This is a genomic window from Sphingomonas zeae (genome assembly GCF_014197135.1).
GTDB classification, from domain to species: domain Bacteria; phylum Pseudomonadota; class Alphaproteobacteria; order Sphingomonadales; family Sphingomonadaceae; genus Sphingomonas; species Sphingomonas zeae.
Window position 1 is genome coordinate 619,504 of the sequence record NZ_JACIFA010000001.1, and the last position, 20,861, is coordinate 640,364.

The following is a 20,861-nucleotide window of genomic DNA, read 5'->3' on the forward strand; positions in this document are numbered from 1 at the left end:
GGTGGGCAGGGCGCGTCACCCCTTGTTTGCGAAGGCCACGCCCAACCTGCTCTCCAAAACCCCTCAGGCCGCCGCGCAGACCAGCCCCTCGGCCCGCTTCAACGCCGCCACCACCGCGCCTTCCAGTCCGGCCAATGTAAAGGGCTTGCGCAAGACCTCATACCCCTCAAACCCCGTCGCCTGCGCGTCACCCGCAAAGCCCGTGACGAACAGAACCGCCAGATCGGGATGGCGCGGGCGGATCGTGGCGATCAGCTCGGGGCCGGTCAGATGCGGCATCAGTACGTCGGACACGATCAGCCGGATGCCCGGATGCCGCGCGAGCAGCCCTTCCGCCTCGCGCGGATCGTTGCACGGGATCGGGTCATGGCCCAGTTCCTGAAGCGCGCTCATGGTCGCGGCCAGCACGCGCGGATCATCCTCGACCAACAGGACGCGCAGGCCGTCCTTCGCCCTGGCTTCTGCCTGTGCCTCGGTCTGGGTGTCGGGGGCGGTCGGCGGACTTTCGACCGGCTTGGCCGGGGCGGCGTCGGTATGGCGGGGCAGATAGAGGCTGACCGTTGTGCCCTTGCCGGGCGCGCTCTGGATGGTGACGTCGCCGCCCATCTGGCCGACCAGTCCGAAAATCTGGCTGAGCCCCAGCCCGGTCCCCTTGCCGGCGGGCTTGGTGGTAAAGAAGGGCTCGAATACCCGTTCGATGACCTCGGGCGTCATCCCTTCGCCAGTATCGGCGACCGAGAGGACCACATAGTCGCCCGCCTCCGCCCGTGGCAGCGCATGGGGTCCCATCCGCATTTCGGCGGTGCGGATGGTCAACTTGCCGCGCCCGTCCATCGCATCGCGTGCATTGACCGCGAGGTTCAGGATCGCATTCTCCATCTGGGTGCGATCGCCGAACAATGTCCAGCCGGTCGTCCAGTCCTCGACCGTCACCTTCACCCCGTCGCCCAGCGTCCGGTCGAGCAGGTCGCGCATCCCCTCGACCAGGCGGCGCGGCACGAGCGTCTCGGGGGCCAGCGCCTCCTCGCGGCTGAACATCAGCAGGCGGCGTGTCAGTGCGGCGGCGCGCTGGGCGCCCTCGGTCGCGCTGTCCAGATGGCGCATCATGTCATCGCGCGTCTCGGTCCGGCGGGCCAGCTCCAGCCCGCCCAGCACGACCGCCAGCATGTTGTTGAAATCATGGGCGATGCCGCCGGTCAGCTGACCCAGTGCATCCATTTTTTGCACCTGGCGCAGCTTGGCTTCCTGAACCTTCAGCTCCTCGGTGGCGGTCTCGACCGCGCTGGCCAGCTCCTCGGCACGGGCGCGTTCGGTACGCGCCTCGGCACGGGCTTCGGCCCGCTCGCCCACCGCGCCGACGATGATCCAGGCGAGCGCGATGCCGCCCAGCACCAGTACGATGCCGAAGACCACCAGTCCGCCCGCGATCCGGTTGGAATGCAGGATCGTCTCCTGTGCGGCTTCGGACCGCTGCTGCAACAGCACGCGTTCGCCCGCGGTCAGCTGGGTCAGCAGCGCGTTGATCTTCAGCAGCGCCTCGGCCTGACGCGCCTGATAATAAAGGCCATAGGCCTGACGGTTGAGATGATAGGTGGTCGAGAGCGCGATCGTCGACAATTCGCGACCGCGCGCCTCATAGGCCTGGCGGAGCTGGTCGATCAGGCGTTGTTGCTGCGGGTCCTCGATCATCCGGTCGAGCCGGTCGAGCTGTACGCCCGCCGTCGTCCATTCGTCCTGATAGAGCTGGCCCAGCTTGCGGTCGCCCGAGATGACGTAGCGGCCCAGCGACGCCTCCGACCGGGCGATCGTGCCCGCCAGCGTGCGGGCGGCGATCATCACGTCATAGCTGTGGCTCTGCCGCTGCAACGCCCGGTCGCGCTCGCGGTTGGCGTGGCCCAGTGTCACGACCAGCATGGCCAGCGTCACGGCACCGGCCACCGCCATCGCGATCAGCGCAAAGGTCCGCCACCGGCCGACCCCGCCAAGCTCCTCCTGATCCATCACGGTCGCGACGCTATCCTCGACGATCGGATATTGCAAAGCCGGGTCGGATATAGCCGGGGCTCGTACGGGGCGCTCACCCCTTCCTCCCCCAGAGGGGGAGGGGGACCATGCGGAGCATGGTGGAGGGGTGTCGGCATCTGCGGTCCATTCCCATCAGGCGGTGACCCGCCCCGTCAGGCCTGCAGCCTGTCACCTCCCCTTGCAGGGAGGGTCGAGGAATCCGGCCCAAAAACGGGGTCAGCTGATCGCGCCGACCGCCTGGCCCGCCGCGCGGAACATACCCAGCACCGTTTCGAGCTGCGCGGGGCTGTGCTCGGCACAGATCGAACAGCGCAGCAGGAAGATGCCCGCCGGAGTCGCGGGCGGGCGCGCCATGTTGACGTACAGGCCGCCGTCAAGCAGCGCCTGCCACATCATCACCGCCTGTTCCTGATCTTCTAGGATGACCGCGACGACCGCGCTGTCGGGGTTCTCGGTGCCCAGCTTGAAGCCCATCGCCTTCAGACCGCCGTGCAGCACGCGCGCGTTCGACCACAGCCGCTCGCGCTTGTCATGCGCGGTCATGAGCTTGCGGATCGAGGTCGCGGCGGTGGCGACGACCGAGGGCGGCAGCGAGGCGGTGAAGATGTACGGACGGCAGGCCAGGCGCACCGCTTCGAATTTCGGATGGTTGGACACGACGAAGCCGCCGACCGTACCGACCGATTTGGAGAAGGTGCCGACGACGAAATCGACCTGGCCTTCCAGCCCTTGCGCTTCGTACACGCCGCGCCCGTTGGGGCCGAAAAAGCCCATCGAATGCGCCTCGTCGACCAGCACCATAGCGCCATGCTTCTTGGCGACCGCGACCATCTCCTTCAGCGGGGCGATGTCGCCCATCATCGAATAGACGCCCTCCAGCACGACCAGCTTGGCCGGTTCCTTGGGCAGGCGGCCGAGCCGCTTGTCGAGATCCTCGACCGAATTGTGACGGAAGCGGACGATCTCGGCATTGCCCTGCTGGCAACCGTCATAGATGGACGCATGGCTGTCGGCGTCGAGAATGACATATTCGCCCTTGCCCGCGAGCGTCGAGATGATGCCGAGATTCGCCATATAGCCGGTCGAAAAGACGATCGCGCCGGTCGTGCCGTAGAATTCGCGCAGCGCCTGTTCGACTTCCATATGGTCGTGGAAGGTGCCGTTGAGCATCCGGCTGCCATTGGTGCCCGAGCCGAATTTCTCCAGCGCTTCCTTGCCCGCCGCGATGACGTCCGGGTCGAAGGTCATGCCCATATAGTTGTAGGTGCCGAGCAGGATCGTGTCCTTGCCGCGGATCACCGCCTCGGTCGGCGATTTCACCTGTTCCATCACGATCGCGAAGGGATCGGTGACGCCGGAGTCGAGCAGCTTCTGCCGCTCGGCGATCAGGCCGTCGAACTTGGAGAGCAGGTCGCGCTCGGGCGCGATTTCGGGCGCTTCGGCGGGAAGGGCGTGGGGCTGGGCAGCGGCTTCGGTCATGTCGGTGTCCGTTTGAAGGCGATCAGGCTTGCTTGAGCTTTTCGACCGCGTCGACCAGCTGGCCGACAGTCTCGATCTCGGCCTGCATGTTCATCGTGATGATGATCTCGAACTCGTCCTCGATCGCGGCGACGAAATCCATCACGGTCAGGCTGTCCCACTCCAGGTCGCCCTGGAAGGTCGTCGTCTCGGTCAGTTCCACGCCCTTCTTGTTGAAGGGGGCGATCTGGGCCGCGACGGTGTCGAAAATGGCTTGGCGGTCGCTCATGATGATCCTTTCAGTCGGATGCCCAGTGGCACCCAAATACGGCGGCTTTTCGACCGCGCGGGTGTCGCTGCTATAGCAAGCCGTTGGCGCGATACCACCGCGCCGTGTCGGCCAATCCCTGCGACAGGGGAATGGCGGGCTCCCACAGTGCCGGATCGGGCCGCAGCGCGGGATCGGCGGTCCAGTCGGGGTGGCAAAGATAGCCGACCCGGTCGGGGGTGAGCTTGGCCCGCGGCCCCCGCAATGTGCGGTCGATCCGAGCTCCGAGTTGCAGCAATCCCTTGGGGAGGTGCAGCGTCATCACCCGCCGCCCGACCGCCGCACCCATGGCGGCGGCGAGGTCGGCATGGGTCAGGACCTGCCCGTCATCGACCTCCAGCACGGCGCGCGGGCCGTCTGTCGCCACCAGCGTAGTCAGCAGTCGCGCGAAATCCTCGACCGCGATCAGCGACAGCGTACCGGGCGGCGGCATGAAGGCCAGGCCGAGCTTCGCGGTGCGGAACACGTCCAGCCATTCGGTATCATGCGGGCCATAGATGCCGCTCGGCCGGACGATGGTCCAGTCGAGGCCGCTCTGCGTCACCACATCCTCGGCCTGCCGCTTGGACCAGCCATAGACGGACAGGTCCGGCTCTCGCGCCGAGAGCGAGGAGACATGGACGAAGCGCCTTACGCCCGCCTCTCGCGCGGCTGCCACCATGGCGCGGGTTCCGTCGATATTGCCCGCCACGAATCCCTCGCGGTCGGGCGCGTTCACGACGCCAGCGATATGCAGCACCGCATCCGCGCCATCGACCAGCACGGCCAGGCTTTCCAGCTTGTCGAGCGCGCCCGCGATCCAGGTGATTCCGGCGCGCGACGGCTGGGCACGGCGGGTCAGCGCGCGCAGGGTCAAGCCCGATCCGGCGGCACGGTCCACCACCGCGCGGCCGACAAATCCGGTCGCTCCCGTGACGGCGACGATCATAGCAGGGCCAGGTGGTTGCGATGGATCAGCGCGGCACGCGGCGCATGGCCTAGGATCGCGGCCTGCTCGTCCGATCGCGTACCGACCAGCGCGCGGGCCTCGGTCGAGTCATATTCGCTGAGGCCGCGCGCGATGGTGCCGTTCGGCCCCTCGACGGTGACAAGGTCGCCGCGCGCGAAATGGCCCCTCACGGCGGTGGCCCCTGCCGCCAGCAGGCTGTTGCCCTCCGCCAATGCCTTCGCCGCGCCGGCATCGACATCGATCGCGCCGCGCGCCGTCAGGCCACCCGCCAGCCAGGCCTTGCGGGCAGGGGCGCTTTTTTCGGCGACGAAGAGGGTATGGCGGGCGGGGGTGGATAGCGGATGATCAATTCGCCCCGATGCGATGGCGAGATGCGCGCCCGCACTCACCGCGATACGCGCGGCGGCGATCTTCGAGACCATGCCGCCCGATCCCATGCCCGAAGCCGAGCCGCCATCGGCCATGCCGCTGACCGCATCGATTCGCTCGACGCGCTCGATATAGCGCGCTTGCGGGTTGGTATGCGGGTTGCTGTCGTAGAGCCCGTCGACGTCGGAGAGCAGCAACACGCCGTTCGCCCCCGCCGCCTGACCCACCCGCGCGGCGAGTCGGTCATTGTCGCCAAAGCGGATTTCTTCGGTCGCCACGCTGTCATTCTCGTTGATGACCGGCACCACGCCCAGCCCCAGCAGCCGGTTCAGCGTCGCAGCGGCGTTCAGGTAACGGCGGCGATCCTCCAGATCGTCGAGCGTCACCAGTATCTGCGCGGCGGTGAGGTTTTCGGCTTGCAGCAGCTCTGCCCAGGCCTGGCTCAATGCGATCTGGCCGGTCGCGGCGGCGGCCTGCGCGTCCTCCAGGCTGGCGCGCCCGCCCTTGGGCAGGCCGAGGCGGCGCGCGCCGAGCGCGATCGCGCCGGAGGAGACGATCGCGATCTGCTGCCCCTTGCCCGCCCGCGCGGCGATGTCGGCGACCAGCCCGGTCAGCCAGTCGCGCCGCACTTCGCCCTCGGGTGTGACGAGGAGCGCGGAGCCGACCTTGACGATCAGGCGCTGACAGGTTGTGGGGGGGAAGATCATTGGTGGGCTTTTGAGGTTGATGGAGAGTGAAGGTCTCTGCGAGGCATCTTTCCCTCCCCCAGCCCCTCCCGCCTGCGGGAGGGGAGAGGCTTATGCGCAGAGGTTCGTCCTAGGCACGCCCCTCCCGCAGGCGGGAGGGGATGGGGGAGGGCAGGGTGTCTCACCGAGCCCACCGCCGGACGCATCACGCCAGCGGCGACCACGTAATCTCGTCCTCGCCCTGGTCGTTCTCCGGCACCGAGTCCGGCCCCGGCCCGATCTGCTCCAGCAGCTTGTCGAGCACCCAGTCGACACCGGTCCCCGCCGCACCCGACAGCGGAATCACGTCGGCGCCGCTCGCCTCGGCCAGTTCGGCCGACAGCGCCTCGATCAGCTCGTCGTCGAGCGTGTCAATCTTGTTGAGCGCGATGATGTGCGGCTTGTCGATCAGGCCGCCACCATAGGCCTCCAGCTCGTCGCGGACGATGCGATAGCTCTCGGCGACATCCTCGTCATTGGCGTCGACCAGATGAAGGAGCACGCGGCACCGCTCGATATGCCCCAGGAAGCGGTCGCCGATGCCCGCGCCGTCCGCCGCACCCTCGATCAGGCCGGGAATGTCGGCGACCACGAACTCGCGCTGGTGATGTCGCACCACGCCGAGCTGCGGCCGGGTGGTGGTGAAGGCATAGGCCCCGACCTTGGCCTGTGCGTTCGTCACCGCGTTAATGAAGGTCGATTTGCCCGCATTGGGCAGGCCCACCAGACCCGCATCGGCGAGCAGCTTCAGGCGCAGCCAGACCCACGCCTCTTCGCTGGGCCAGCCGGTGCCGTGCTGACGCGGCGCGCGGTTGGTGGAGGTCTTGTAGGTGGCGTTGCCGCGCCCGCCGTCGCCGCCGCGCAGGAATACCTCGCGCTGGCCGACCTTGGTGAAGTCGAGCAGCACCTCTTCCTTGTCCTCGGACAGAACCTGCGTTCCGACCGGCACCTTGATGACCAGATCGTTGCCGCCAGCGCCGGTGCGGTTCGATCCCGACCCGCCTTGCCCGCGCGGCGCACGGAAATGCTGGGTGTAGCGGAAGTCGATCAAGGTATTCAGGCCCGCGACCGCCTCGAAGATGATGTCGCCGCCCTTGCCGCCATTGCCGCCGTCGGGGCCGCCATATTCGATGTATTTTTCCCGGCGGAAGGACACTGCGCCGGGGCCGCCCGCGCCGGAGCGGACGAAAATCTTGGCCTGATCGAGAAAATGCATGGCGCCGCCTTTACCGCTCACCGCGTCGACTGACCAGCCCGCGCTTTTGCCCGGCGAGTGATCCGGCAGGGGGCGTGGCGCTGGTGCATCGGATGCGTATCGCCCGGTCCCCCCAGGCGCCGAGCATCCCGGATCGCGACGCGGGGCCGCGCTTCACGATCCGGGGCACCCCCTATGGAAAAGCCTCACGCCGCCAACGGCATCGCGCGATTTCGCTCGTCTTCCAGGTCCAGCGCATAATGGATGCTGGGTGACAGCGTGTCCCGCCCGGCCGAGGCGCGGGCCATGCGCTGGCCGGTGGGGCGGAAGCCCAGCTTGGTAAGGACATGGCCCGAGGCCGGGTTGTCGGCGAAGTGCCAGGCGTTCAGCCGCGTGATGGGCAGGGCATGGCGCGCCATGGCGATGACCGCGCGGCCCGCCTCGGTCGCATAGCCGCGCCCCCAGGCCGAAGGCGTCAGCCAATAGCCCAGTTCGTGACCCGTATCACCGGCGATGATCGCGATCCCGCCGATCAGTTCGGGCGCGCCGCCCCGGTCGAGCGCGGTCATCAGGAAGCGCGGTTCGGTCGCGCCGCAGGGTTGAGCCAGCCAGCGTTCGGCATCGGCCTGGGCATAGGGATAGGGCACGCGCGCCGTCATACGGGCGATCGCCTCATGGCCGATGGCCTGGGTCAGGGCGGTGGCGTCTTCCGGCCAGGCCGGCCGCAACAACAATCTTGGGGTCCGCGCGAACATCACTCGACAACTCCTCGTCGCGTCGGGCGCTTGCCACAGACCCATGACGGGACGGCGACAGAAGCCCGGAAGCGGTGGAGGGAGCATGAAAAAAGGGAGCCGGGGTGACCCGTCTCCCTTTTTTGCTGGTTCCTGCGCGGAACCCGGGTCACCCTGGTGGGCAACCCGGCGCGGTTGCCCGATTATTCGGCCGCTGCGGCCAGTTCGACCGAGCAGAATTTACGGCCGAGCTTGCCTTCGTGGAACGCGACGCGGCCATCGACGAGCGCGAACAGGGTATGGTCTTTGCCCATGCCCACGTTGCGACCCGGATAGAACTTGGTCCCGCGCTGACGCACGAGGATGTTGCCGGCGATGGCTTCCTGGCCACCGAACTTCTTCACGCCAAGGCGACGGCCGGCCGAATCACGACCGTTGCGCGACGAACCGCCTGCTTTCTTATGTGCCATTGCGAACTACTCCTGGATTTCGTTGAGGTGGCGCGGCTGAAATTCAGGCGCCGACCGACACGATCTTCAGGATCGTGTGCTGCTGACGATGGCCGTTGCGACGACGATAGTTGTGGCGACGACGCTTCTTGAAGACGATGACCTTGTCGGCCTTCGCCTGAGCGATGATCTCGGCGGCGACCGTGATGCCGTCGACGGCCTTCAGCTCCGAGCCTTCGCCCGCCAGCAGAACGTCACCCAGCGTCACCGACGCGCCGGCTTCGCCCTCGATCTTCTCGACGACGATCTTATCTCCGGCGGCGACGCGATACTGCTTGCCGCCCGTGCGCACGACTGCGAACATGGCTGTTATCACTTCCCAAATACATGGCTCCCGCGCGGGAATGCCCGTCGGGAAAGAACGGCCAGCTAGGCAAAGGTGGCCGGATTGTCAACCAAGGATTCGATGTTTTCGCCGTCGGCCCCCGCCTGAACCGCTGGCGAGGCGGTGTCACGACACTGATCCCGTTCCGGCAATGTTGCACCGCAGCAACAATCGCATGACAAAATCATGAAACGATCGAAATGGGAATTGTGAGTGCGCATCAAGGACATATTGTGATGGGTGAGGGCGGCATGATGGCCGCCTGGTATCAAAAAGGGGGAATTTGATGCGCGCATTTCACGCCACGCTATTGCTCGCCTCCGTGTCGGGGTTGTGCCTGGCCCTTCCGGTCGCTGCGCAGGTCGCCGTGCCTGCACCAGGCTCCGCCCAGGAAGCGGCAAGCGAGTCGCAGGACGTGATCGTCGTGACCGGCAGCCGGATTCCCGGGCGGACCATCGCCGACAGCCCGGTGCCGGTCGACGTCATCGGCGGCGAGCAGCTGACCCATGCGGGCTATACCGAAACCAGCCGCCTGCTGAACCAGCTCGTGCCATCGTTCAACTTCCCCCAGCCGTCGCTGACCGACGGTACCGACTCGCTTCGCCCTGCCACGCTGCGCGGGCTGGCGCCGGACCAGACGCTGGTGCTGGTTAACGGCAAGCGTCGGCATCAGGCGGCGCTGCTCAATCTCAACGGATCGGTGGGCCGCGGATCGGGCGCGGTCGATCTGAACGAGATCATCCCCATCGCCATCGACCGGATCGAAATCCTGCGCGACGGGGCCTCCTCGCTTTATGGGTCGGACGCGATCGCGGGCGTCATCAATATCCAGCTGTCCCGGCGGCAGGGCGTGCGCGGATCGGTCACCTATGGCCAATATCGCACCAGCATGGCCGGGGTGAAGGACGTGCTGGGCGTCCAGACCGATGCGGCGGGCATCCCGGTGATCGCAGTATCGGGGGGCACCAACCGGGCCAACGACATACTGGGCCTCAATGAATCGCAGGACGACCGGGTGCGCCATGACGGCGATACGCTGACCCTGGCTTCGTCGATCGGGCTGCCGATGGGGGGTGACGGCTATTTCGTCTTTTCCAGCCAGTTCCGCGATCGGGATCCGACCCAGCGATCGGGGGCCGATCCCCGCCGCCAATATCTTGCGGGCGACGCGCGCGAGCTGACCGCCAACCGCTTCAACCATGGCTATGGCGACGGCAAGACCCGCGACATGAACCTGTTCCTGAATGCCGGGACGACGATCGCGGGGCAGTTCGACCTCTATACCTTCGGCTCCTACGGCATTCGCGATGGCCTGGGCGCGGGTTATTTCCGGCGGCCCAACGACGCGCGCAACCGCGACTGGGCGGCATCGACTACCAGTTTTGTGCCCTATTATCCCAACGGTTTCCTGCCGTTCATCGGTGCCGAGATAGAGGATTTCTCGGGCGCGGTCGGGGTGAAGGGCGATATCGCCGATGGCTGGACCGCCGATCTGTCCGTCGTCTACGGCACCAACGAGCTGACCTATACGGTGCTCAACAGCTTCAATACCTCGCTCGGCGGTCAGGCGAGCCCGCGCAATTTCCGCGCCGGGGGGCTCAGCTTCGGCCAGACGGTGGTCAATCTCGACGTCAGCCACACGTTCGATGTCAGCTTCCTCAACAAGCTGGGACTCGCGCTGGGCGGCGAATATCGCAACGAGAATTTCCGCATCCGCGCGGGCGACCAGGCCAGTTATGTCAATGGCCCATTCGTCGCCAATGGCGCGCCGGGCGGGGCGCAGGTCTTCCCCGGCTTCCAGCCCCAAAACCAGGTCGATGTCTCGCGTAACGGCTATGCAGGCTATGTCGAACTCGATGCCGAGGTCACGGATGCGCTGTCGGTCCAGGCGGCGGGCCGGTACGAACATTATTCCGACTTCGGCGACACGGTGAACGGCAAGCTGGCCGGACGGTTGCAGCTCTTCTCCGGCGTGGCGGTACGCGGCAGCATCTCGACCGGCTTCCGCGCGCCGAGCCTGGCCCAGCAATATTTCAACACCACCTCGACCAACAATGTCGCAGGCACGCTGATCGACATCCTGACGGTCCCGGTGTCCAATCCGGTCGCGGTGGCGCTGGGCTCCAAGCCGCTCCAGCCCGAGAAGGCGACCAACTTCGGCGGCGGCCTCACCTTTGACCCGATCCCCGGATTCAGCGTGACGGCGGACTATTATCAGATCCGCATCCGCGACCGGATCGTACTGACCGAGAATCTGCAAGGCGCAGCCGTCAATGCGGTGCTGGCATCGCAGGGCATCACCGGGGTCAGCTCGGCGCGGTTCTTCGTCAACGGCGTTGATACCAAGACGCAAGGCGTGGATGTGGTCGCCACCTATCGCGTGCCCGATTTCGGGGCGGGGCAGCTGCGGCTGACCGCTGGGTTCAACTATAACGAGCAGACGATCACCAGCCGCGCCTCGCTACCGTCGCTGCCCGGCCTGATCCTGTTCGGTCGCGCCGAAAGCTATCGCCTGACCAAGGGGCAGCCGCGCAGCAAGATCAACCTGGGCGCGGACTATGATATCGGTCGGGTGTCGGCGACCGTCCGGACCAACCGCTATGGCTCGGTCTTCTCGCCGGGCACCGCGACTGATCTGGCGGTCGCACCCGGGGCGGGGGCGGCCGATTTTTACCTTGAGCCCAAGTGGATCACCGATGCCGAAATCCGGGTGAAGCCGATCCCCGCCCTCGAACTGGCGGTGGGCGCCGACAATATCTTCGACGTCTATCCGACCCGCGCTCCGGCGGGCGGGGCGTTCGGCAGCAACAATTACTTCCTGCCCTATTCGAATCTGTCACCTTTCGGCTTCAACGGTCGGTTCCTCTACGCCCGCGCGGCCGTGAGCTTCTGACCCGACCGGCCGGGCAGGAGCCCGGCCGTCCAGGATCAATGCCGATGTTCGCGCTTCAGGAGGTAGCGACCATCGGCATAGCCGTTGAACAGCCCCGCCATGGCGGGGTGCTCGATCGGTTCGTCGCTGTCGTCTGGCAGCAGATTCTGCTGGCTGACATAGGCGACGTAACTCGACTCCGCATTTTCGGCGAGCAGGTGGTAAAAGGGTTGGTCCTTGGCCGGACGGATTTGTTCGGGGATCGCGTCATACCAATCGTCGCTATTGGCGAAGACGGGGTCGACATCGAAAATCACCCCGCGAATGTCGAACATGCGATGGCGCACGACATCCCCGATCGCGAACCGTGCGGTTGCGATCATCGGGGCCTCCACGTCCAGGCGTGAGGGGAGGGGAAGCGTGTCGATCGGGTCCATGCCCTCCGATTTAATGTCTTTGTCGCGTCGCACAAGTTTAGGCGCTTGCAATGCGCAAAAAGCTGATCTAGGAGCGCGCCTCCAATCGATCAGCCCCATGCGGTTTCGCACCGCTTCGGATCGTCCTCGCGGAGAGGTGGCAGAGTGGTCGAATGCACCGCACTCGAAATGCGGCGTGCCGGCAACGGTACCGAGGGTTCGAATCCCTCCCTCTCCGCCAGATCTCGTTGATTTTATTCGATAAAATAGAAAACGATGATCTCGTGCCCACATTCATGCCCACTTTTGATTTGGTTCTCGGCGGCCGAACGTGAACGCTGGCGAAGCTGGCGTTGCATGATTCTGAGATCTATCCGCTCTCCATATGCGGACGCGTTTCCGCCTGAGCCTCACACAGTAGCGTTCAATTTGAGCTGTCTCACGATTCCATTCAGCGCTGCCGTACAGCCCTGGGCGCGTCCGATGTCGTGATCGGTTCCGGCCGAGCTCCAAAACATGTCGAGCGGCCAGCGGTCCGGGCAATGCGCGATCAGACAGCGCAGCACGAGGCGCACTTCGATAGTGTCGACCTTGCCCTTGCCCGACCGGGCGGCGGCCGCGCGCAGGATGTGAAGCGACAATTCGACGATGATCCGCTGATGGCGCGACATGGTCGATCAATGGAAGTCGCGCGACTTGATCCGCACAACCTGCTCCGGATCCACGCCGTTGGCATGCGGCGGCCAATAGCTGTCGCGCGGACCCGGACGCCAGCCGGCATCGCCCCGGTCGGGCGACCCGGCATGGCGCGCACCGTCTCCCCGTCCGGTCGCATGGGGGAAGTCCATCTGTCCGACTTGGGCGAGCAGCCCGCCATAGTCGATGATTCGGTCGCAGATGACATGGATGACAAGCCCCTCGCGCTGGACCCGGCCCTTCATGCCAATCATCGCGGCCGACATGACGGTGCGGCGCTGCGCCTCGAACCGATCGGGCCAGAGGATGCCGTTGGTGATGCCGGTCTCGTCCTCGATGGTAATGAATAGCACGCCCTTGGCGCTGCCGGGCTTCTGTCGGACAAGGATGATGCCGGCGACCTCCACGTGGCAGCCGTCCTTGATGTGGGCAAGGTCGGCGCAGCGGACGATGCCGCGGCGGGTGAGATCCTGCCGCAGGAAGGCAAGGGGGTGGGCGCGCAGCGACAATTTCAGCGCGCGGTAATCCTCCACTACCTCGCGGCCCTCGGTCAGCGGGCGGAGCGAGACGTCCGGCTCCAGCCCCTCCGGGCTGAACGAGGCTTCGCGCGCATCGGCGGCGGCGAACAGGGGGAGGGGGGCCTCGCCCAAGCCCTTCACCTTCCATAACCCCTGACGGCGATCCTCGCCCAGCGCATGGAAAGCATCCGCTTCGGCCAGTCGCTCGATCGCGGCACGGGGCACGCCCGCACGCCGCCACACCTCTTCGACCGACTGGAAAGGGGCGTCTCCCCGCGCCGCGACGATTGCCGCGCCATGCGCATTGGCAAGGCCGCGCACCTGGCGCAGTCCGAGCCGCACGGCAAGATAGCGGCCGCGTGTCGGTTCCAGCGTACAGTCCCAGCGGCTGGCGTTGATGCAGGCCGGCCGTACCTCGACGCCGTGCTCGCGCGCGTCGCGGACGACCTGGGCGGGCGCGTAGAAGCCCATCGGCTGGGCGTTGAGCAGCGCCGCGCAAAACACGTCGGGATGATGATGCTTCATCCAGCAGCTGGCATAGGCGATCTTGGCGAAGCTGGCCGCGTGGCTCTCGGGGAAGCCGTAGGAGCCGAAGCCCTCAATCTGCTTGAAGGTGCGCTCGGCGAAGTCGCGGGGGTAGCCGCTCGACACCATACCCTCGACCAGCTTGTCGTAGAAATGGCTGACCCCGCCGGTGAACTTGAACGTCGCCATGGCACGACGCAGTTGGTCGGCCTCAACGGCGGTAAAGCCAGCGCCGACGATCGCGACCTTCATCGCCTGTTCCTGGAACAGCGGCACGCCGAGCGTCTTCTCCAGCACCGCGCGCAATTCGGGGCGTGGATAGTCGGGCTTCTCACGCCCCTCGCGGCGGCGCAGATAGGGATGGACCATGTCGCCCTGGATCGGGCCGGGGCGGACGATCGCGACCTCGATCACGAGGTCGTAGAAGCGCGCGGGCTTCATGCGCGGCAGCATGCTCATCTGCGCTCTGGACCCGATCTGGAAGGTGCCGAGCGTGTCGGCCTTCTGGATCATCGCATAGACGTCCGGATCGTCGTCCTGCAGGTCGGCCATGCCGACGCGCAGGCCCTTGGCTTCCTCCAGCAGTTTGAAGGCGCGGTTCATGCAGCCGAGCATGCCCAAGCCCAGCACATCGACTTTCATGAACTTCAGCGCATCGATATCGTCCTTGTCCCATTCGATCACCTGCCGGTCGACCATCGCGGCGGGCTCGATGGGGACGAGATCGTCAAGACGGTCATGGGTGAGGACGAAGCCGCCGGGATGTTGTGACAGGTGGCGCGGTACGCCGATCAACTGGCGCGACAGTTCCAGTGCGAGGCGCAACCGCCGGTCATTCATGTTGAGGCCGAGCTGGGTGACCTGTTTCTCTCCGACGCCTTCCTGGCTCCACCCCCAGATGAGGCCGGCGAGCGCCTTGGTCAGATCCTCGGGCAGGCCCAATGCCTTGCCGACCTCGCGCACCGCACCGCGCGCACGGTAGCGGGTAACGACGGCGGTCAGTGCGGCATGGTTGCGGCCATAGGTTTCATAGATCCACTGGATGATCTCCTCGCGCCGTTCATGCTCGAAATCGACGTCGATGTCGGGCGGTTCGCGGCGTTCTCCGGAGACGAAGCGCTCGAAGAGCAGCTCATGCTTGATCGGGTCGATGCTGGTGATGCCGAGCACGAAGCAGACGCAGCTGTTGGCTGCGGAGCCTCGTCCCTGACACAGGATGCCGCGCCGCCGGCTTTCCGCGACGATGCTGTTCACGGTGAGGAAGTAGGGCGCGTAACCGAGTTCGCCGATCAGCCTGAGCTCGTGTGCGATCTGGTCGCGATAGGCTTGCGGCAGGCCCTCGGGGAACATCCGTGCCGCCGCCGTTTCGGTCAGCCGTTCGAGTGCGCCTTGCGCGGTCAGTCCTTCTACCACGCGCTCCTGCGGATATTGGTAGCTGAGTTCGCCGAGGTCGAAGGTGCAGGCGCGCGCGATCGCGGCGGTGGCGGCGATCGCATCGGGAAAGGCCGCGAAGCGCCGCTCCATCTCGGCGGGGGATTTTAGGTGTCGGTCGGCATGCCGCTCGCGACGGTAGCCGAGCGTGTCGACCGTGCACTTCTCGCGGATCGCGGTGACGACGTCCTGCAAAAGCCGAGCCTGCGGGGCATGGAAGAGGATGTCGCCGAGCGCTACGGTCCGTACGCCTGCCTCCCCGGCAAGCGCTGTGAGATCGTGCAGCCGCAACGCATCGTCGGGCCGGCGGCGAAAGGCGAGGCCGCAATAGCCGCGCGCGCCGAAGGTCGTGCGCAGCTCGTCAAGATGCGCCGCGGTCGCCGCACCCGCGTCGCCTGGGAGCAGGATCGCAATCAGCCCCTTGTTCCACGCGACGACGTCGCTCCAGCCGAGCGTGCAGCCACCTTTGCCAGCACGCGACTTGCCGAGGGTCAGCAGCCGGGTGAGCCGCGCGAGGCAATTGAGACTCCCTACCTGCGCGTCGCAAACGTGCAACGAGGTCAATTAGACTTAGGTGAAATGAAAACAATCACCGTCAAGCAGAGCGACTTGAACGCTATCAACTCCGCGATGGCGACGTATTGATGACAGAAGGAGGGGATTGGGATAAACTTGGTCGCGCGGCAATCTGGCGCGATGAAGTGCCGAACTGCATTCATCAAAATCATGTTTTTCGCTTGCGCTTCGAGCAGAGCGCGATTCTACCAGAATGGGTGGTTCTGTTCGTAAACAGTCCGTTGGGGCGCGAATATTTCAGCCGGGCTGCGAAGCAGACAACGAATCTCGCTTCGATTAATATGACCCAGCTTCGCTCATGCCCGATTCCAATTCCCACGTATGCGGAACAACGCTGCATCGTCGCGAAGGTCGATGCCCTGATGGCGCTGTGCGATGCGCTCAAAGCCCGCCTCGCCGACGCGGCCCAGACCGAGTGTCTCCTCGCAGACGCCATCACCGAACGGGCTGCCGCGTGATGCGCCTCCGCTCGGTCTGGATCAGCGAATATAAGAATCTCCGCGATTTCTCGATCGGCTTCGAGGGCGATGGCTTCATCGACATTTTTGTCGGCAAGAATGGGTCGGGCAAATCCAATTTCCTTGAAGCCCTGATCGAGATTTTCGACCACATCTTCGATTTTGATCCCGATGCCGCCGGGCCTGGTTTCGAGTATGCCATCAGCTTCGAGATTGCTGGGGCGAAGACGCAGATCGAATGGCGCGATCGTCTTCTAAACATCAACGGCAACCCCCAGCGGCGGACGATTGGAACGACTTCCCTGCCGGATAATGTGTTGGTCTATTACTCGGGTCAGAACAACAACGTGACGGCGCTGGTCGCGCGGTATGAGGACCGCTATCGCCGCAGCCTACGCCGGGCGAACGCAACGATGCTTCCGCGCTTTGTCGGCATTGGCCCTGCTTGTAAGAAGTTGCTCATCGTCGTGTTAATGCTGTTGCCAGAGGCCAGTCTGGCGCGCGGCTATCTCTGTCAAAAGCTGGGCATCCTCAGCAACAGCCGCATCGTTTCGATCGTGCTGAAACGTCCTGAATTTGCAGGCGACGGGGATTTTGACCCGTTCGAGGATAAGCAACTTTTCTGGGGAGCGACAGGTGTTGTCCGTTCCTTCCTCGATCAGCTTGTCGCTTGCATGGCAGGCGCGTTCACCCCTGGCACGCTCTATGACAGGGAGAAAGACCGCTACGTCCTGGAATGCTACCTTGACGAGTTCCGGGAAGCCCATGGCGACGCGACTTCGGAAACGATCTTTCGGTCGTTCGATGCCCTACGCGTCCTCGGAATGCTGGAAGACATCAGCATTCGGGTCACGCTCGACGGCTTGGAAGTTTCAGAGCTGAACCGCTTCAGCGGTGGCCAGTTTCAATCGGTCTATCTCTTTGCCGTGTCCGAGTTGTTCAAGCAGCGGAATTGCCTAATCCTGCTGGATGAACCGGACGCATTCCTGCACCCGGAATGGCAGTTCGATTTTCTCGATCAGGTCAGCGCTATTTCGGCAGAGGCAGCAAAGACCAATCATATCCTGCTCAGCAGCCACAGCGCATCAACCGTAGCCGCGCAGTGCGACAGCCGCATCCGCCTGTTTTCATCGGGTGCGGGGGGTGTAACCGCCGATCAGCTGGACAAATCCGCCATCGTAAGCTCGCTATCGGCCGGGCTGATTACCTTCTCGGAAACGGAAGCGGCATTGAGCATCGAGCAGGCCCTCGCGTCAAACGGCGGCGCGGTGCTGTTCACAGAAGGGATTAGCGACGCTCTGATCTTGCGCTGTGCATGGGACAAGCTTTACCCTGGCAGCGCTCGGCCGTTTGCCATTGAGCAGGGATATGGCGCGTCGACGCTGCGCAATATGTTTACCAACACGCATCTTTATGATGAGCACCCCGATCGCATCTTCTTCGCCCTTTTTGATTTCGACGAGGCCTACAAGGAGTGGAATCAGTTTGGTCAGGTCATCCAGGACGATCCTGCCCAGGGTTTGATAAAGCAGTGGAACGGCCGCAATGGATATGGCCTGCTATTGCCCGTATCTGCGAACTTGAGCGTGCGTGGGCAAGTGCTGAAGGCAGATGGGTCTGGGCACTATGGAGATAAATCTCGGCTCGCAATCGAGCTTATTTTTCGTGATGTTCCTCAGCTAGACGATAACTTTCGGCCTGATCCAGATGAACGGGACGGCTGCATTCGTTTCTTTGGCAATAAGGTTACATTTGCCAAACAGATCGTGCCCGGCCTTGATGCTCAGCACTTTGAGACCTTTAGAACCATTTTTGATTTCATTCGAACCAAAATTGAAGTGGCATAAACGTGGCGCGCGTATACTCCGCGAAGCTCATGGCGCGAGTGCCGTCACGGCAGGGGCGAGGCGCGTCACAGGAGTAGCGGCAACAGAGCGTCGCGCTCCGATCAACTCAAGAGCGTCCGCCGCGATCACCCGCAGGCCGTCGGGGTCGACGCCTCTCTTCACCAACACGATGGCGTCATCGCCGTGATGCTTGTCGCACGTCGCGTCGTTGCAATTGTCGAGTCGGACGAGGTCGCGGTGGCACGGATGAGAGACGCCCTCGTCGGCGATGTCCTTGACGATCCCGCCGAGGTTGCGGTCGTGGGCGAAGTAGGCCGTGTATGAGCGCCGGTAGTGGGTCTCCAAGACTTGGCGGACCTTGAGCACGACGTCATCCGCTGCCCCCTGCCGGTGGTCGACGTAGGCGACAATCTCCTCGATCATCTTCGCGTGCCCTGCTCGACACAACTTGTCGAGATCGACCGCGGAGACGGAAGACCACTCATCGCCCCCGTCGAAGTCAATCTGGAACGCAGCGCAGTGGACGCCCACGCAGCGCCGCTCGACTTCGCGCAGCAGGAACTCGTCATGTGACAGCACGATCACTTGGAGGCAACGGCCGCACAGGTCCTTGATCGCGTTCACCGTTTCTCGGCGCCGGTGGCTGTCATGGCTGCTCAGAGGGTCGTCAATGACGAGTGTCTTGCAGTGGAGCGTGTTGTCACTGTCGAGCTTGGCGAGGAAGAAGGCGAGCGCGAGCGTCGTCTTATCACCCGCCGAGAGCGTGTTCCTGAACGTCGGGATTGCGTCGGCTGGCCGGCCCCGCCCCCGGGAGACGTTCTCTCCCTTGATCAGCAGACCGTAGTCGGCCTGTCCAGCGTTCCCCTGCATGCTATTCGTGATTTTAGAGATGGTGAAGCTGGCGCCGAACCGCCCGAGGTAATGGTTCACGCGCTGGTGGTAGTGTGCGGCCGCGTCCTCGTTCGCCTTCTTGAGCGCCTTCTGAATCTTGGCGCGGGTGCTGCGTGCCCGCTCGTCGCGCCTCTTCGCCTGGTAGAAGGCGTCGACCCGGCTCTGAACGCCCGGATCGTGCCGGCCCATGCGCTTCTTCACGTTGTCGCGGGCGAGAGTGGCGGCGGTCTCAGTCGTCGAAGCAGCGCCGACCGCCTTCTTGGTGGCCTCGTTAATCGCCTCGACGGCGGCGTTGTACTTGTTGATGAGCTCCCTGGCGGAGCCGAGCGAGCGACCCACCCCGGCGAGCTCATCGACCGCCTCGATCACGTCGAGCGGCGATGACCGTTTCCGGTCGAGCAACGCCCTCGCGTCCTTGTGGGCGTCTGCGACGTGGGTCCCGAGCTCGGACACTTCGGGGAGTTCCGTGCCTAGCGCGACGAATTCGGCCCACTTCACCGCCCCGTCGGCATTCGTGGCGACCCTGCCGGCCAACCCCGTCCGCGCGTTCTCGCCAAGGCCGTCCTCCAACTCGGTCGAGGCGGTCGTGATGGTGGCGAGGTGGGCCTTGTACGTCTCGCCGAAAATCTGCCCGTACAGCGTGACCATGCCCTCCGCGTCGACGTCGTCGCGGCCGCAAAGAGGACAGGCGTCGTCGTGGATATGCTCGACCCCGTAGCTGATCCACGCCTCACCCTTCTTGTCGAGCCCGAAGCGCTTGAAGTGTTCGAGGAGGCGGCGGCGCGCGGAGGCGTCGATGTCGGCGACAGTGCTGGCAAGCACGGCGGGGAGACCGGCGGGCAACTCGGGCACCGGGAGCGCCTCCAGCGCCTTGAGGGCGGCGATCTTATCCGCCTGCTGGACTGCTTTAAGAGCGCGCTCGGTGGCGTCGAGCCGCTTCGCGTAGTCCGGGTTGGGGCCAAGCGCGAAGAACTCCTCTTTGCTCATGTCGGAGGGGACGTCGTCAGCGAGCCTAACCTCGGCCTCCTTCAGCGCGGTCGCACAGCTCTTCGCGATGGCGTTGAAGCGCTCAAGATGCTTCGCCAGTCGAACACCATCAGCACCGATGATGATCGAGAAGAGACCGCGGTCGTGGGCGAGCTCAATCAACTCCCCGGCGTAGACGTTGTCGGTGATGAACGCCGTGTCGAACACCTCGACCGGAGCGCCTCTCGTGTTCCAACGGCCGTTATCGAAGTTGATGGTGCCGCCGTTCGAGATGAGGGCGACCTTGGGTGCTGCCCCACCGTTTCCAAGCGACTGGCGGCCCAGCACCGTATCGGCCTCGCCGTCACGAGCCGCGCGCAGCACCGAGGTCAGTGTAGACTTGCCCCGTCCGTTACGTCCGTAAAACAGCGTGAGCTTCGCCAGCTTCGGCGCGTTGGGGGTGTCGAAGGCCTTGAGAAGACCGACATTCCTTATCACGATCTTGCTGAACATAGATCAGCAGGCTGACTCAGAAGTACAGTCGAGTCAAAGGCATAACTGCCGCCTCATGGCAGTTATCCACAGGTGATGCTCAAGCGTCACACCGCGTGCGGGCTTAGCTCCGAAGGTCTTGCGCGACACACGGAGTTCGACCCAAAATGGACCGGTGCGCAGCGCCTCGAGCGCATTGTACCCGTGGCTTCATGTTGCCGTCATTTCGGAGCAGGCGGGCGACTGACGGGCAATTCTGGTCGAGGTGTCGTTCCTGAACGAATGTCCGCTTCCAAGCGATTAAAAAGTTGGCCTGAATGACCGATTGTGGGTCTTGCCGAAGTATAGCATTGCGGCAGCTCTCGACCAATTCGGGCCGTTCGGTGATTCCTGCCTGAACGTCGGCTTCTGCCAAGAGCCGCCGTTCAAAGCTGCGAGATCGGCCAGTCAGCTTCGCGCCCTAGGGTCAGGACCCATTGATGTGAGCGTCGCGATCTGATTCAGGCTCCGTGAGGAGACTGGTAATGAGCGACCTGTTTTGGCTGACGGACGAGCA

Annotated in this window: 15 protein-coding genes, 1 tRNA gene and 1 pseudogene; 4 read left to right on the top strand and 13 right to left on the bottom strand. The window is 64.6% G+C overall.

Going from position 1 to position 20,861, the window contains the following annotated elements; translation table 11 throughout:
• Positions 1 to 63: 63 nt before the first annotated feature.
• The 9 genes from GGR45_RS02995 to rplU all read right to left on the bottom strand — a co-directional run bounded on the left by GGR45_RS02995 (position 64) and on the right by rplU (position 8,596).
• Positions 64 to 2,001, bottom strand: coding sequence for an ATP-binding protein (locus tag GGR45_RS02995; RefSeq protein ID WP_175314221.1), 1,938 nt, complete (start codon positions 1,999 to 2,001; stop codon positions 64 to 66).
• A gap of 240 nt (positions 2,002 to 2,241) precedes the next feature.
• The gene (spt, locus tag GGR45_RS03000) at positions 2,242 to 3,504 is read right to left on the bottom strand and encodes a serine palmitoyltransferase (protein WP_175314084.1); all 1,263 of its coding nucleotides are present in this window, start codon (positions 3,502 to 3,504) and stop codon (positions 2,242 to 2,244) included.
• A 22-nt stretch (positions 3,505 to 3,526) separates the two neighbouring features.
• Positions 3,527 to 3,772, bottom strand: coding sequence for an acyl carrier protein (locus GGR45_RS03005; RefSeq protein ID WP_175314086.1), 246 nt, complete (start codon positions 3,770 to 3,772; stop codon positions 3,527 to 3,529).
• A 70-nt stretch (positions 3,773 to 3,842) separates the two neighbouring features.
• Positions 3,843 to 4,739: an NAD-dependent epimerase/dehydratase family protein gene (locus tag GGR45_RS03010; protein WP_175314088.1), complete on the bottom strand. Its 897-nt coding sequence runs from the start codon at positions 4,737 to 4,739 to the stop codon at positions 3,843 to 3,845.
• Positions 4,736 to 5,836, bottom strand: a complete 1,101-nt coding sequence (gene proB, locus GGR45_RS03015) for a glutamate 5-kinase (protein ID WP_175314090.1) — start codon at positions 5,834 to 5,836, stop codon at positions 4,736 to 4,738. The genes GGR45_RS03010 and proB overlap by 4 nt, the downstream gene beginning before the upstream one ends.
• 184 nt (positions 5,837 to 6,020) lie before the next feature.
• Positions 6,021 to 7,070: a GTPase ObgE gene (gene obgE / locus GGR45_RS03020; RefSeq protein ID WP_175314092.1), complete on the bottom strand. Its 1,050-nt coding sequence runs from the start codon at positions 7,068 to 7,070 to the stop codon at positions 6,021 to 6,023.
• Positions 7,071 to 7,255: 185 nt separating this feature from the next.
• Complete coding sequence (locus tag GGR45_RS03025) at positions 7,256 to 7,804, bottom strand: GNAT family N-acetyltransferase (RefSeq protein ID WP_175314094.1); 549 nt, start codon at positions 7,802 to 7,804, stop codon at positions 7,256 to 7,258.
• A 182-nt stretch (positions 7,805 to 7,986) separates the two neighbouring features.
• Entirely contained in the window at positions 7,987 to 8,253 is a 267-nt protein-coding gene (gene rpmA / locus GGR45_RS03030; protein ID WP_042486007.1) for a 50S ribosomal protein L27, read from the bottom strand.
• 43 nt (positions 8,254 to 8,296) lie between these two features.
• The gene (rplU, locus tag GGR45_RS03035) at positions 8,297 to 8,596 is read right to left on the bottom strand and encodes a 50S ribosomal protein L21 (RefSeq protein ID WP_007405484.1); all 300 of its coding nucleotides are present in this window, start codon (positions 8,594 to 8,596) and stop codon (positions 8,297 to 8,299) included.
• Between the two features lie 307 nt (positions 8,597 to 8,903).
• Here rplU and GGR45_RS03040 point away from each other — a divergent pair, with 307 nt between their 5' ends.
• Positions 8,904 to 11,510, top strand: coding sequence for a TonB-dependent receptor plug domain-containing protein (locus GGR45_RS03040; RefSeq protein ID WP_175314096.1), 2,607 nt, complete (start codon positions 8,904 to 8,906; stop codon positions 11,508 to 11,510).
• A 35-nt stretch (positions 11,511 to 11,545) separates the two neighbouring features.
• Here the strand turns inward: GGR45_RS03040 and hspQ are convergent, their stop codons facing one another.
• Positions 11,546 to 11,872: a heat shock protein HspQ gene (gene hspQ / locus GGR45_RS03045; protein WP_336621499.1), complete on the bottom strand. Its 327-nt coding sequence runs from the start codon at positions 11,870 to 11,872 to the stop codon at positions 11,546 to 11,548.
• Between the two features lie 184 nt (positions 11,873 to 12,056).
• On the opposite strand from hspQ, the gene GGR45_RS03050 reads away from it, so the two are divergent.
• Positions 12,057 to 12,146 (top strand) — tRNA-Ser (locus GGR45_RS03050).
• Between the two features lie 169 nt (positions 12,147 to 12,315).
• Here GGR45_RS03050 and GGR45_RS03055 read toward each other — a convergent pair.
• Together GGR45_RS03055 and GGR45_RS03060 are read right to left on the bottom strand one after the other, a co-directional pair.
• Positions 12,316 to 12,576 (bottom strand): hypothetical protein, encoded by a 261-nt coding sequence (locus GGR45_RS03055; protein WP_175314100.1) that lies wholly within the window; start codon positions 12,574 to 12,576, stop codon positions 12,316 to 12,318.
• A gap of 6 nt (positions 12,577 to 12,582) precedes the next feature.
• Positions 12,583 to 15,639 carry an error-prone DNA polymerase gene (locus GGR45_RS03060; protein ID WP_246358001.1) on the bottom strand — a complete coding sequence of 1,019 codons (3,057 nt, stop codon included), beginning with the start codon at positions 15,637 to 15,639 and terminating at the stop codon, positions 12,583 to 12,585.
• A gap of 50 nt (positions 15,640 to 15,689) precedes the next feature.
• Between GGR45_RS03060 and GGR45_RS03065 the strand changes: the two are divergent.
• Both GGR45_RS03065 and GGR45_RS03070 read left to right on the top strand, forming a co-directional pair.
• Positions 15,690 to 16,109, top strand: a pseudogene (locus GGR45_RS03065) (restriction endonuclease subunit S); the annotation flags it as partial.
• Positions 16,109 to 17,956, top strand: a complete 1,848-nt coding sequence (locus GGR45_RS03070) for an AAA family ATPase (RefSeq protein ID WP_246358028.1) — start codon at positions 16,109 to 16,111, stop codon at positions 17,954 to 17,956. The pseudogene GGR45_RS03065 and the gene GGR45_RS03070, both read left to right, overlap by 1 nt.
• A 27-nt stretch (positions 17,957 to 17,983) precedes the next feature.
• On the opposite strand, the gene GGR45_RS03075 is transcribed toward GGR45_RS03070, so the two are convergent.
• Complete coding sequence (locus tag GGR45_RS03075) at positions 17,984 to 20,326, bottom strand: AAA family ATPase (protein WP_175314106.1); 2,343 nt, start codon at positions 20,324 to 20,326, stop codon at positions 17,984 to 17,986.
• Positions 20,327 to 20,861 lie beyond the last annotated feature (535 nt).

What these genes read in the sequence shown, in the direction of transcription:
- GGR45_RS03025 (WP_175314094.1), bottom strand. Translation starts at nt 7,804, where the DNA reads ATGTTCGCGCGGACCCCAAGATTGTTGTTGCGGCCGGCCTGGCCGGAA.
- rplU (WP_007405484.1), bottom strand. Translation starts at nt 8,596, where the DNA reads ATGTTCGCAGTCGTGCGCACGGGCGGCAAGCAGTATCGCGTCGCCGCC.
- spt (WP_175314084.1), bottom strand. Translation starts at nt 3,504, where the DNA reads ATGACCGAAGCCGCTGCCCAGCCCCACGCCCTTCCCGCCGAAGCGCCC.
- GGR45_RS02995 (WP_175314221.1), bottom strand. Translation starts at nt 2,001, where the DNA reads ATGGATCAGGAGGAGCTTGGCGGGGTCGGCCGGTGGCGGACCTTTGCG.
- obgE (WP_175314092.1), bottom strand. Translation starts at nt 7,070, where the DNA reads ATGCATTTTCTCGATCAGGCCAAGATTTTCGTCCGCTCCGGCGCGGGC.
- hspQ (WP_336621499.1), bottom strand. Translation starts at nt 11,872, where the DNA reads ATGATCGCAACCGCACGGTTCGCGATCGGGGATGTCGTGCGCCATCGC.
- GGR45_RS03070 (WP_246358028.1), top strand. Translation starts at nt 16,109, where the DNA reads ATGCGCCTCCGCTCGGTCTGGATCAGCGAATATAAGAATCTCCGCGAT.
- GGR45_RS03010 (WP_175314088.1), bottom strand. Translation starts at nt 4,739, where the DNA reads ATGATCGTCGCCGTCACGGGAGCGACCGGATTTGTCGGCCGCGCGGTG.
- GGR45_RS03005 (WP_175314086.1), bottom strand. Translation starts at nt 3,772, where the DNA reads ATGAGCGACCGCCAAGCCATTTTCGACACCGTCGCGGCCCAGATCGCC.
- GGR45_RS03040 (WP_175314096.1), top strand. Translation starts at nt 8,904, where the DNA reads ATGCGCGCATTTCACGCCACGCTATTGCTCGCCTCCGTGTCGGGGTTG.
- GGR45_RS03055 (WP_175314100.1), bottom strand. Translation starts at nt 12,576, where the DNA reads ATGTCGCGCCATCAGCGGATCATCGTCGAATTGTCGCTTCACATCCTG.
- rpmA (WP_042486007.1), bottom strand. Translation starts at nt 8,253, where the DNA reads ATGGCACATAAGAAAGCAGGCGGTTCGTCGCGCAACGGTCGTGATTCG.
- proB (WP_175314090.1), bottom strand. Translation starts at nt 5,836, where the DNA reads ATGATCTTCCCCCCCACAACCTGTCAGCGCCTGATCGTCAAGGTCGGC.
- GGR45_RS03075 (WP_175314106.1), bottom strand. Translation starts at nt 20,326, where the DNA reads ATGTTCAGCAAGATCGTGATAAGGAATGTCGGTCTTCTCAAGGCCTTC.